The organism is Pseudoalteromonas sp. ABV4_021 (assembly GCF_056159365.1).
On record NZ_JBSWVB010000002.1, the window covers coordinates 1228402 to 1240951 of the forward strand.

The 12550-nt window shown below is 40.0% G+C and carries 13 protein-coding genes; 8 read left to right on the forward strand and 5 right to left on the reverse strand.

What is annotated here, in order from left to right; translation table 11 throughout:
* Positions 1-83 precede the first annotated feature (83 nt).
* Positions 84-503 (reverse strand): hypothetical protein, encoded by a 420-nt coding sequence (locus ACXAFE_RS19735; RefSeq protein ID WP_475156884.1) that lies wholly within the window; start codon positions 501-503, stop codon positions 84-86.
* A 71-nt stretch (positions 504-574) separates the two neighbouring features.
* A complete protein-coding gene (locus ACXAFE_RS19740; RefSeq protein ID WP_475156887.1) occupies positions 575-931 on the reverse strand; it encodes a MerR family transcriptional regulator in 357 nt (118 codons plus the stop codon).
* A gap of 215 nt (positions 932-1146) precedes the next feature.
* Here ACXAFE_RS19740 and ACXAFE_RS19745 point away from each other — a divergent pair, with 215 nt between their 5' ends.
* The gene (locus tag ACXAFE_RS19745; protein WP_475156889.1) at positions 1147-1656 is read left to right on the forward strand and encodes a nuclear transport factor 2 family protein; all 510 of its coding nucleotides are present in this window, start codon (positions 1147-1149) and stop codon (positions 1654-1656) included.
* On the opposite strand, the gene ACXAFE_RS19750 is transcribed toward ACXAFE_RS19745, so the two are convergent.
* Positions 1635-1907 (reverse strand): hypothetical protein, encoded by a 273-nt coding sequence (locus ACXAFE_RS19750; RefSeq protein ID WP_475156891.1) that lies wholly within the window; start codon positions 1905-1907, stop codon positions 1635-1637. The genes ACXAFE_RS19745 and ACXAFE_RS19750 overlap by 22 nt on opposite strands.
* A gap of 165 nt (positions 1908-2072) precedes the next feature.
* On the opposite strand from ACXAFE_RS19750, the gene ACXAFE_RS19755 reads away from it, so the two are divergent.
* The 6 genes from ACXAFE_RS19755 to ACXAFE_RS19780 all read left to right on the forward strand — a co-directional run bounded on the left by ACXAFE_RS19755 (position 2073) and on the right by ACXAFE_RS19780 (position 8584).
* Entirely contained in the window at positions 2073-2540 is a 468-nt protein-coding gene (locus ACXAFE_RS19755) for an RNA polymerase sigma factor (RefSeq protein ID WP_475156893.1), read from the forward strand.
* A 16-nt stretch (positions 2541-2556) separates the two neighbouring features.
* Positions 2557-3543, forward strand: coding sequence for a FecR family protein (locus ACXAFE_RS19760; RefSeq protein WP_475156899.1), 987 nt, complete (start codon positions 2557-2559; stop codon positions 3541-3543).
* 83 nt (positions 3544-3626) lie between these two features.
* Positions 3627-6344 carry a TonB-dependent receptor gene (locus ACXAFE_RS19765; RefSeq protein ID WP_475156901.1) on the forward strand — a complete coding sequence of 906 codons (2718 nt, stop codon included), beginning with the start codon at positions 3627-3629 and terminating at the stop codon, positions 6342-6344.
* 74 nt (positions 6345-6418) lie between these two features.
* Positions 6419-7009 carry a biliverdin-producing heme oxygenase gene (locus ACXAFE_RS19770; RefSeq protein ID WP_475156904.1) on the forward strand — a complete coding sequence of 197 codons (591 nt, stop codon included), beginning with the start codon at positions 6419-6421 and terminating at the stop codon, positions 7007-7009.
* The gene (locus ACXAFE_RS19775; RefSeq protein ID WP_475156907.1) at positions 7006-7398 is read left to right on the forward strand and encodes a YbaN family protein; all 393 of its coding nucleotides are present in this window, start codon (positions 7006-7008) and stop codon (positions 7396-7398) included. The genes ACXAFE_RS19770 and ACXAFE_RS19775 overlap by 4 nt, the downstream gene beginning before the upstream one ends.
* A gap of 364 nt (positions 7399-7762) precedes the next feature.
* The gene (locus ACXAFE_RS19780; RefSeq protein ID WP_475156911.1) at positions 7763-8584 is read left to right on the forward strand and encodes a hypothetical protein; all 822 of its coding nucleotides are present in this window, start codon (positions 7763-7765) and stop codon (positions 8582-8584) included.
* Positions 8585-8672: 88 nt separating this feature from the next.
* Here ACXAFE_RS19780 and ACXAFE_RS19785 read toward each other — a convergent pair whose 3' ends face one another.
* Positions 8673-8987 (reverse strand): hypothetical protein, encoded by a 315-nt coding sequence (locus ACXAFE_RS19785; protein ID WP_138634356.1) that lies wholly within the window; start codon positions 8985-8987, stop codon positions 8673-8675.
* Between the two features lie 411 nt (positions 8988-9398).
* Between ACXAFE_RS19785 and ACXAFE_RS19790 the strand changes: the two genes are divergently transcribed.
* Positions 9399-10931: an amidohydrolase family protein gene (locus tag ACXAFE_RS19790; RefSeq protein ID WP_475156913.1), complete on the forward strand. Its 1533-nt coding sequence runs from the start codon at positions 9399-9401 to the stop codon at positions 10929-10931.
* Between the two features lie 58 nt (positions 10932-10989).
* Here the strand turns inward: ACXAFE_RS19790 and ACXAFE_RS19795 are convergent, their stop codons facing one another.
* Entirely contained in the window at positions 10990-12225 is a 1236-nt protein-coding gene (locus ACXAFE_RS19795; protein WP_475156916.1) for a sugar MFS transporter, read from the reverse strand.
* Positions 12226-12550: the final 325 nt, after the last annotated feature.

Below are 12550 nucleotides of genomic sequence, written 5' to 3' on the forward strand. Positions count from 1 at the left end.
TTCGGACTTAAGTGAGTCGAATCTGAATCGTATATTTTTCTAAGCCTGATAAGTAGTAGCGCTTTACCAATGCGCTACTTCGCTTAAATCAAATGGAGTTTATGTATTTTGCTTTTTAATTGGTAATACCCCACATTTTGCACGACTGCAAAAAATAGCTCTGGTATTAAAAACAGCAAAATAAGCGGGCTCGCGCCGAGGGTTATTGCATAAATATAAAACATACTGAAAAGTACTCTTGCAAAACCATCGTATAGGCCAAGCAAGGGACTGGTGTGTTTTATTCTAAGCAGCGACCACACAATCACAACTGAGCCCAGTAAATGGGCAAATAGTAAATGCTGTATTTGAAAAGCGGGAAATTCCCCCGGCAAGCCAAGCGTTTGGTGAAAACTGGCAAATAAACTGATTACCCAGCTGGCAACACCGGGAATAGCAAACGGTGTCGTGATAATTAAATCGTAGTAGGCGCTTCTTGCTACCCATTTATTGTAGTTTTGCATTGTGTTTGTGCTCCTATTAAACATCGAGCACAAGTGTACGCTTTGCCCTATAGGGCAAAGTCAACGGTTAATTAAGCGCAGTTAGAATTTTCGAGTAAGAGATTAAAGCTTTTTATCTCGTTGAGTTGTTGTTGGCACTTGGCGATTTGTGTTTTTAGCTGTGCTTCACGCTCGCTTAGCGCGGTTAATAATACGTGTTTTGGCAAACCATAATTAATATTTGCGCCTTGGCATAATTGTTTTATTTGATTAAGTGAAAAACCAAGAGACTGTGCCAAGCGAATTTGCTTTACAGTTTCAATGTAGCGTTCGTCATACACGCGATACCGGCCTTGGCGTTTTGCTTCGGGTAATAACCCTATCGCTTCATAATAACGAACGGTTTTCGTGGTAGTGCCAACTCGTTTGCTAAATTCTCCAATAAACATGATATTCCTTTAATCACAGATAATACGCATGGTACTTGAATATATTTTATTAAATTTTATAGAGGATTAAAGGGTTAGACGTTTAAAAACTTACGCTACTTACATTTCGCTCTAGATTGTTACTTTGTAGAAAATAAATAAAGCGTGATATAAACCTAGGTTGTGACAATAATTTCTATCTTTTGAATATAGCTTTTTACGAGGCAGGAGATCTAATGCCAAATATTTTCTGTAGGGTGTTGCTTATAGTTACCAGTACGCTTTCACTTTATGGCTGTACTATGACGGAAAATAAACAACATCAGTTGCAAAACGTGCTAGAGGATTACTACCGTGTGTATAGTCAGCGCACAGACTTCCAACGCTTCATGGACTTTTATGATGATAATGCCCAATTAGACGATATTATTTACGGTAATACTCTCAATAATAAAAAAGAAATTGCCGCTTTTTTTGCTTGGGATAATGGGCAATTTGAAGTATTGGATGATAAACCAATATTAATACTTACCAAGCAAGTGATTGAAGGTAACACAGCTATTACGCAAGGCTACTTCAATCAATTTAAATACAATAAACAAGTATTAGGACCATGGTTATTTGTGATTGTTCACCAATTTAACGATCAAAATAAGATAATAAAACAAACAAACTGGATTAATTATACCCCACGAAAACAGTTTCTTGGCGGTAAAAATATGAATCAAATGGTACTGGGAAAGTAATAGGGCCAATGGTTTTTGGCCCTAAACACGTCAATTACAGCCACTAAACTCATAATATTATTAGCTAAGTTTCCTGAAGGAAATTGTTCTTCATTGGCAAGCACGGCAACAAAGTAACCACTGTCTTCTGAGCGCAGAATATAGCTCACAAAGCCATCAATACCGCCTCCATGTTGATAGAACTTTTCATTTTGATGATTGGTACTTACATTCCAGCCAAGGGCATACCCATTTAACCCTACAGTGTACATTTTTTGCTTAAATCCTCTGTTACATAGATCTTATTATGTTTATTTAAACCTTTGTCTAACTTTCAAACGAACAGTTGATGAAAAACTCAAATCTAACTAAGAATTGTTTCCAATTGCACTGTTGCGTGCTAGCATGCGCACCTTTTAAATTCTGTCGAGCATATTGTGGAACGGTATTATTCAGAGGTGTTGGGCTATATTTCGCGTTCTGTTGGCTGTAAAGACAAAGCGCAAAACATAGTGCAAGAAGCCTATACCCGTCTATTAAGTCATAATCAAAACTACCCTCAGCAAGATAAAACACATGCGCGTGCGTTATTTTTTAGAGCCGCTAAAAACATTGTGATAGACCAATATCGCAACAGTAAAAGTATTGCGCAGCCAGATGAGGTTGAGCTTGTCGCCCCTGCTAATTTTGAGCCTGAAACTGTGGTAACAGCGCAGCAACAGCTTGCAGTACTACAGCGCTGCATCGATGCTTTACCGCTCAAAACAAAACAAGCTTTTGTTTTATATAAATTTAAAAACTTAACGCAGCCACAAATTGCAGAGCAGATGGACATTTCTGTAAGCATGGTGGAAAAACACCTAGCAACTGCCATGTTAGCGTGTCGTGATGCACTAAAAAAATAATAAGAGAAACTGCAGAATGAACCGTCAAACACTCGCAATACAAGCGCAAGCTAACAAATACATTGAACTCGAAAAATTGGGTTTTAATGCAGACCAGCGTGCAGAATTTAAAGATTGGCTTAATGCATGTGAAGCGCATCAAACCGCTTATCAAGAAAGCAAGCAAGTTGATGCGCTGCTAGCGCAATTTAACGAAAGTGAACTTACTACTGAGAGCACCGCAACAACACTGCTAAAGCCACAAAGCGAAAATACACCTACTACTGAAAGCAGAGTTTGGCTCAAAAACTACCGTGCCATTGCCGCATGTTGTGCGCTTTTGATGATAAGCGTACTGAGTTATCAATTAGTGCCAAATATGTTGTCGCAGCAGACCTTTGTAGCGGAATATCAATCAACACGCGGTGAATTGCTAAAATATACCTTGCCTGATGATTCACATATCATCTTAGATGCAAAAACACAGTTGTCGCTGGCGTTTAATAATAAGCAGCGACTTTCACAGCTTACCTCTGGGCGGGTGCTATTCGATGTTGAAAGTGATAAAGCACGGCCGTTTGTTGTTAATGCTGGCAATACTAAAATAACCGTACTGGGCACGCGTTTCTCGGTAGATAAAAAAGCAAATCAGGTTCGTGTTGCGGTGGCACATGGCAAAGTGGCAGTGCAAATGGGGGAACATAATGTGGTGCTTAGTCAGGGTGAAGTTGCACTCATTAATGCTAACACTATAAAGCGTGACGCCATGGCACATGCCAATGTTGGGGCGTGGCAACAAGGGCGCTTGGTGTTTAATAATGAGCCTTTGGTAAATGTCTTACACACATTTAAGCGTTATCACAATCGCGACGTTATTTTTACTGATGCACACGCTGAGCAGTTACGTTTATCGGGCGTTTTTTCTGCATCTGAGCTGGACGAGTTTGTTAATTTGTTGCCACATGCGTTAGCAGTTGAGGCTAAAATTATTAATAATCAAATAGTTATTAGCTCTAAAAAATAAATGCAAAAAAATAGTATTTTTTATTGAGGGATTCTCATTCTCATTCGTTTTCATAACTAAGAAAATTAAATACGGATGACACAATGAGTACTTACTCGCCAATCAAAACTAAACTGACGCCGCTTGCATTTGCACTAGGGCTTGGCTTTTCGCTACCAACCATGGCAAATAGCAGCGCGTCAGTTTATCAATTTAACCTTGCTGAGCAGCCACTGGTTTACACCCTTACCACTTTGGCTGAAAAAGCGAATATGAATTTGATTGCCGACGCTAAGTTGCTTACGGGATTAAAAGCGCCAGCGCTTACTGGCGAGCTTAGCTTGCTTACCGCACTTGAAATCACCTTGGCACAAAGCCAGCTAAGCGCACAGATTGTGAATAACAATATTGTGATTAAAACAACTGGCGATGCTTTACAATCTAAAGGCGACCTAAAAACTCAAAAATCAAAGGCCGAACCAAGCAAAGCCAATATGGAAGTGATCACGGTAACGGGCAATAAGCTGCAAATGCACCGCAGTGAAATTGAGCGCTCAAGTGGTCTGTCTAATTCAGATATTTTTTCAACGTTTTCAGGCATTGAGGCGAATAATATTCGTAACGAAGCGGGCGCGTTAGATATTGGTATTCGCGGTGTTCACGGCGAAGGGCGTGTGCCAATTTTTATTGATGGCAGCTTGCAATCAACCCATACCAACCGTGGCTATATGGGCTCGGCTGATCGCAGTTATATCGATTCAGACTTAATCAGCACCATAGATATTGAAAAAGGATCGTCAAGCAAAGCATCACCTTACAGCTCAGGTGCCATTGGCGGTACAGTGAATATTCGCACTTTGGGTGTGCATGATATTTTAAAAAGTGGCGAAACATTTGGCGCGTTAGTTAAGTTAAAAACTCATAACAACAATAAAACCCCTCAAGTGCCAGAGAACTTTGGCCTGCAAAGCTATTACGAAGTAACTAATGGCATTGATACGCTCGATTTTAACGGCGGCGGTGTATCACTCGCTGGTGCATTTAAAGGCGATAAATTACAAGCCGTAGTGGCTTATAGCAAAAAGGAAGTTGGCAACTACTTTGCGGGTAAAAACGGCTTTGAAGAATTTGTAGAGGTAAAAGAATACATTCGCTGGGTGCCATCAAAAGAAGACCCGACAAAATATGTTGATGAGCCATATGATGTTTTTATTCCGCCACCGGTTAATAAAAATGGTGAAGTGGTTAATACCAGCTTTGAAAGTGACTCCTATTTAGCAAAGTTTACGTATGATTTTACAAAAGAGCATTCGCTGGAAGTGAACACGCGTTTGCATCAGCAAGTGGCAGGCGAAATGCTTGCATCGTATTGGTATAAGCAGCGCGCAGGCGATACTAAATTTTGGCAGGAAGTGGATGCAAATGGCGATAAACAGTGGCATCAAGAAGAAATACCAGAGGGTGTTGAAACCATGCCACAATGGGAGCCAGGCACAGCCAAAGTTAACAGTGCTAGCGCGTTATATCATTATTTGCCTAACAATAACCCGTACGTAGACCTAACCGTGAACGTGTGGAGAACTAGCGCTAAATTGCAACAATACAATGCGTTAGGCAGTAACTTGGGTGAGAATGCAGGGCAGTATTTCCACCGCTACGAAAACACCCGTGTTGGTGCAAGCGCACTTAATGCCTCTTATTTTTCAATTGCCAACATGCCAATAGTATTTACCTATGGGCTTTCGTGGCAAGAAGAGAAGTTGGCGCCACATAAAAATTGGTTAGATAACTTCAAAAAAGACTGGCTACCGGAAGATCACAAGTACAAGGCAACATCGCGCCACGGAAAGCAAGTTAAGCGCGCGTTATTTACTAATGCGCAAATCGATTTAGCGCCTGTGGAGCTCACCTTAAATATTAATCACCATGATTCAACTAATGATGATTATCAAACGGGCGAAACCCTTAAGTTTGACGCAAAAACGGATACGACACTGCAAGCGCGAGTAAGTGTGTTTAATAACACAAGCTTAAAAGCCAAATACAGTAATGCGTATCGTATGCCAAACCTTTACGAGTCAACGGTTTCAAATGAGGTATTCTCATACTCGCCAGATTACCCAGTTAAAGCTGAAAACACCCAATCTTATGATATTGGTATAGAAAGTGAGTTTAGCGACGTGGTGTTTAAAGGCGATAAATTAGTGCTTTCGGCTGAATACTTTTACACCAATATCAAAGACATGCTAGCAACGGGCTTTTTACCGAGTAAAAAGCCAGATGCGCAGTCGTGGGATCAAACCTTTTCATTTACAAATTACGACTCATTTGAATTACCGGGTACCGAGCTTGGCTTTAACTACCAAAGTGATTGGCTCTACGGCAAGTTTAGCTACACCAAATACGCCAATGTTGAAATGTGCTCAAGCCTAATTGCGAACGCAGAAGGGGTTGATAAATGTAACGATACTGGGTTTTCGGGCAGTTTAACACCGCTCAGAATTCCTGCCGATAAAAACTACATTGCGAATATCGGCACTCGCTTGTTAGACGATACCCTTGATTTAGGGTTTACCTATAAAAAGCATTCTGAAAAACATCATCCAGGCGGCTTTTTAGCAGGTACTGCGGTAAATACATTGGAATATATTCCTGCAGGTTATCAGCTTGACTTCTACCTAAGCTACGCAATTAGCGACAGCATAAAAAGTAATTTATCCGTTACCAACTTAACGGATCAATACAAGGTATCAACCGGTTCAATTGTGGCTATGCCGGAGCCTGGGCAAACCATCACCATTAGCTTAGAAGCAAAGTTATAAACATAAACACCTTTTATGCCCAATAGCGCATTGCTGCGCTATTGGATACTTATTTTTACTTTTTCGGAGCAGTTATGACCACCGTCACTTCGTCATTTTCGCGTGCACAAAATTTAAAAGCCGCCACCGCAGATGTGCATGATAATGTTGATAAAAGCATTATGGCACACAACCCTTTTGCCAATAATCAAAGTTATTTAGCGTTTTTATCTTTGCAGTATTATTTCTTAAAAGATGTAAGCGCATTGTACGAGCATAGAGAGCTTAGCGAGCTTATTAACGATTTAATCTCTCGCCGTCGTTTAAGCATGCTAGAGCAAGACTTTGCTGATTTAGCAGCTGAGTTGCCACGCACCTTTTTGGCACCTGAAATCAGTGATTCAACCGATTTTGCCACCGCGTTAGGCTGGTTATATGTAGTGGAAGGCTCAAAAGTGGGCGCTGCCATGCTGGGTAAACAAGCGCAGGCAAAATTACCCGTAAGCGCAGACAATGGCGCCCGTTATTTAGCGGGGCCAGGTGCTGGGCGCGGCAGTGCGTGGCGCGAGCTGGTAAATGTAATTGATACGATTGAGCTTAATGACGCGCAAGAAAGTGCGCTAATTAATGGCGCACGCCAAGCTTTTAGCCGCTTTCAAATTTTTCAGGCGCACGTTTACTCATGACCTTAAAAGCCGCTTTAGTGACGTATAAAAATAGCCTGTTATTTGTATTGGGATACGTGTTTGTCGCCCTTGGCATGATTGGAATGGCACTGCCGGTTATGCCAACAACGGTATTTTTTATTCTCGCTTTAGCGTGCTTTACCAGAGCCTCTCCTAAGCTTGCACAAAAGCTACTGCACCATCCACGTTTTGGTCATACGCTGCAATTATGGCAGCAATATCGTGTTATCCCGTTCAAAGCGAAAATTATGGCATTGCTTGGTATGGCAGTTAGCTTTTGTGTTTTGTTGGTACTTTCGCCTGCAACTTGGGTTGCCTGTGTTGTGGGCAGCATCAAGCTGCTGGTGGGCTCGTATATTTTAGCCAAACCGTCAAAAGTATCGCTTTAACTAAGCGGTACTTTTGCTTTTTATAAATGCAAAATTAAAAACTCACTTAATTTCAGTTCATTAAATTACGTGCTTTACGAAAAGTTTATTTCTTAAGTTTCATTTAAGGTTTCTTTCATAAAGTTACTCTATCGCAAGATGGAGAGCCGTTTTATGTTAAAGCCTAAAGATAATTTCCTCAGTTTTACAGCATCGTTATTACCTCGCTTTCGTTAGCGCCACTGGCGCAAGCGTCGCATATTGCGACACGTTGTAATAACGAAACTTCTAAGCCATTCCAAGATGTTCTTGATGCCTACGGCAAGACGTGAAAAATTTAAACCTTTGTGGGAATTTTAAAGATAAATAAGCAGGGAGCATTACATTGATATCACGTATCAACTCATACGATACAAAAAAAGAAGCTGAGACAATCATTGCAAATACAGCGAATTTGGCTCAGAAATTTATAACGAGTTCTCGTTTTGCTGATGTAACTGTTTGGGACTATTCCAAGCAGAGCCTCTTTAACTTCGAGGAATATTTGATAAACACGTATCTTTTGCCTAAAGCATTTAAATTGGATTTTACTGACGACGAGATTGAGGGATACATAAGCTATATCGCAGAGGTTTTATTGCGTCTTGATTTTGTTACCCTAACGGTCGAAAAGTATTCATATAAAGATTACCTTAAAAAAAGGCAAACAAAATACAGAATTTGCTTTGAAGTTGGCAAGTTGGTTCGGGATATTGGCGACTCTATATTACCAGCTACTCACTGGCGTAGACCAATGGTTCACACTAACGTTGACTTAGTAATTGCTGCTCATCGTAGAACAGATCCTGTTTTTTCACCGGGAACGGTTGGCTACGAGTTGTTTGCAGTATTCGAAAAGCAAGTATTAGATAAATCATCATTTGTACCTGCGCATATCGCTGAAAAGGTAGAATTGAAATTACAAAATTATGGTTACATAAAAAGCGAGTATGTGCCATTTGAAGGTGAATACGCATATAGCAAAGTGTTCTCATCTGGGATTGTAGGGTTTACATTTAGTCAAAACCAACTTCTTGTATCGGTCGGTGAAAGCGCCGACAAACAAGAATTGGTTTTTGAGATGTTACAAGATGCCTGTGAGATTTTATTTCCACTCGGTTTTGAAATTTACGATGTAATGCAACAAGAGTGGTTAGCGCGAGCGTAGCTATATCGCAACACGCGAGCGCTAAAAGTTACTAAAACTTAAAGCTCTCACTATCGTAAGCATTAACGTCTTACTGAAGTTTGAGGGTTTAATGCACTGTAATGGCCTGGTCGTTTACCACAAGAGACTGGCCATTTTTTTGCGCGCGATTAAAGCTCGAAATCAATACACTATTGGATAGCGAGTTAATATCTTCGACTTCTTCCACCATGCAAAACATAATTGATTCCCAGCCTTTTTGCTTAATAAAGCTTTTATGCTGTTTGATATTTTCTTGATAGTTTTTATCGGTAGTTAACAGGCCGATAGAGTGTTTATTACCTAGTTTGTACTTTTCATTACTCGTTGTTGCGCATTTTGCGTAACCACTTAATACATACACTATATTTGCTTGTTTGTTCATGGTGCTAACTTTTTAAATTGGTTCGATACAGTTTGGGTTTTTTATTTGTATGCATTTTTCAAACCAAGCTAAATAACATTTTTAAATTAGCTCTGTATGCCTTTAATTATATGGGCTTTGCGCATTAGAATTGCTATCGCTTTGATTAGGTGGTTAATATTTACAAGAGCAGTCAACTTTTTGGCTTTGATTTAGTGGGTAAATGAAAATACTGTTGTTATACATCATGAAAGCAGTCTAAATGGAATTTATATGACCAAGCGCAACATGCTGTTTCAGCGTTAATGATAAAATCAATGGTTTAAAGCGTATGCAAAATTGTTACGCTATAAAAAGCCCAACAGTTCGGAGATTTGTTATTTTCTTCAGAACTTATTAGTCGCTGTTTACAAATACAAAAAAGGAAAGATGATGAAACGCTCATTGGTTGTATTTTTAACAATACTGTTTATTAACGTATTTTACTCAAGCATAGGCTTTGCAAAAACGTATGATTTAGTGATCAAAGATGCGCGGGTGGTGGATCCTGCTTCAGGGTTGGATAAAACAACTAATATAGGTATTACAGGTAAAAAAATAGCAATTGTTACCCGTGAAAATATTGAAGGCAAAACAACGATAAATGCGGAAGGTTTAATTGCTGCTCCTGGATTTATTGATTTACATGCCCATGGTCAAGATCCATACAGTGAGAAAGTAGGTGTATTTGATGGGCGAACTACTCAAATGGATTTAGAGGCGGGCGCTTTGCCGGTTTCTCAATATTTTAAATCAAAAGAGGGGATTTCCCTTACCAACTATGGCACTTCTGTGAGTCATGCTTCCGCGAGGCTATTGGCAATGGATAAAGTGCGTTCGGATGGTAGCCCAATGATGACCCATGCGCTTGAAAAGGCAACGAAAACAGGGAATAAATGGGCATCTAATATAGCAACACAAGAACAGTTAGTTAAAATTGATGAACTCATTAAAAAAGGCATTGCAGAGGGGGGGATTGGAATTGGTGTAATGGTAGGTTACTACCCAAATGCTAATAGCGATGGTATTGCCCGTATCGCAAAAATTGCCGCAGAAGAATCAAGCTTTCTTACAACACATCCACGATTTTTGAGCAATACGACCCCTAGCGGAGTATTAGGACAGCAGGAATTTATCGCATTAGCAATGGCATATGATGTTCCTTTGTTATTGCATCACGTGCCAACAAATGCGCTCGCGGATACTGCAACTGCGCTAGATATGATTAATTCTGCAAATGCTAAAGGGGCTAAAATTTTAGCGGAAGCATTTCCTTATTTAAAAGGCTCTTCATTTATTGGTACTGAAATTTTGTCTGAAGGGTGGCAGCAACGCACTGGTATGGACTATAGCGATCTTATTTGGGTTGAAACAGGCGAGACATTAACAAAAGAAACATTTGATAAGTATAGAAAAGAGCGCTCTGATGGCTTTTTCCTGATGGAACATATTAAACAAAAGGATATGTTAGCTGCTGTACTTCATCCTGACGTTATTATTGCGAGTGATGGTATGCCGTTAGTTGATAAAAATGGTGAGTTTTTGCCGTTTGATGCAGCTTTTGGACAAGGACTTGGTCACCCAAGAAGTGCAGGCACATTTGGCACATATCTTCGCCTAGCAATTGATGATGGCAGTTTGACCATGCCGCAAATTATTGCAAAGACAGCTTATTTACAAGCAAAGTTTTTAGAGACTTTTGTTCCTTCAATGAAGCTACGAGGTCGAATTCAAGCCGGCGCTTTTGCTGATTTGACTTTGTTTAACCCTAAAACAGTTAATGGCACCGCAGGCTATGAAGCAGGCACCAATAGCTTGCCTTCTGTTGGCTTTGAATACGTTATCGTTAACGGAAAGTCAGTCATTAAACAAGGTCAATTACAAGAAGAGATATTCCCAGGTGAGCAAATAAGTACGCTTCACTAAAAACAGAGTTTAAAAAGGCCACATTATGTGGCCTTTAAAGTACTGGATTCTTGACCTCTTAAGTGTCTGTTTTATGTCCTTTCACCCCGTAGAATACGATAAAGACGTAACATACGGCAGGAATAATAAATGAAAGTGTTAAACCAATGGTATCGGCCGCGATACCTTGGAACACAGGGATGATGGCACCGCCGACGATGGCTAAACATAAAATGCCAGAGCCTTGCGAGGTGTGCTCTTTTAAGTTGTTAATCGCAAGGCTAAAAATAGTTGGGAACATAATAGAGTTACATAAACCGACAGCGAGCATGGTCCACATCGCGATAGGGCCAGAACTTAACATTGATACCACAATCAGAACGATAGCAAGGGCCGCATTAAAGGCTAATACTTTACCACCAGATATTTTTTGCATCACGGCAGCGCCAATAAAGCGACCAACCATAGCACCACCCCAATAATAAGCGATGTATTTAGCAGCGGTGGCTTCAGTCATCTGCGTTGCACTGGCACTTGAAATGTAATTGATTAAGGTACTGCCAATCGCCACTTCAGCACCGACATAGACAAAAATACCAATAGCACCGAGCACTAAATGCTTGTGTTGCCATGCAGAGCCTTGAGTAACTTGAGGCGTTTCTTGATTCGCGATTTTAGGTAACTTTAATACTAAAAAGATAAGCGCTAATACCAATAACGATGCGGCTAAAATTAAATAGGGTAGCTGTACGGCGGTACCGTCATGACTTTGATTAGCGCTATCAGCTGAGAAAAACAATGCGGCCCCAAATAATGGCGCTACGGTGGTACCTAATGAGTTAAATGCCTGCGTTAATGTTAAACGAGACGGTGCTGTTTTAGGGGCGCCGAGTGCGCTGACATAAGGGTTAGCTGACACTTGTAAAATCGTAATACCACTTGCTAATACAAATAGCGCCATTAAGAAAAGCGCATAGATGCCAGAAGTTGCCACGGGATAAAACAACAAACAGCCTACACAGGCAATACTTAAACCAGCGACAATGCCTTTTTGATAACCGATTTTGCCAACTAACTTACCGGCAGGTAGCGAGATAATAAAATAGGCACTAAAAAAGCAAAATTGAATAAGCATTGCTTGGGTGTAATTAAGGGTAAAGGCTTCTTTTAAGTAGGGAATTAAAATGTCATTAAGACAAGTAATAAAGCCCCACATAAAGAAGAGGCTGGTTAACGCAACGAGTGCAAACTGAGTGTTTGAGGTGTTGCCAACATCAACCTGAGCGGTTTGATTAATTGGGTTAGGTGAGCTCAATGTTATTTCCTTTAATATGTTGTCAGTTTTTTGTAATTTTTAATATTAAAACGCTAAAGTATACAATATAAAACAAGCTGAAAAGCATTACATACGATTGCATTAATTTATTAAACACAACATATTGATTAAATAGTGCTTTATTGTGTTAGGTATCAGTAAATAGCAGGTTTCTTTAATTCCACGTCATTCATCTTTCATAATATTTGCCTTATTTTTGACCGTTTAAATACTGATCTTGAGCTAAAAGATCGATGAAGAAAATGCACTAAAAGAGGTGTTTTGTTTAACTTAATTGTAAAAAAATTTGATCTTTTGTGCGCAG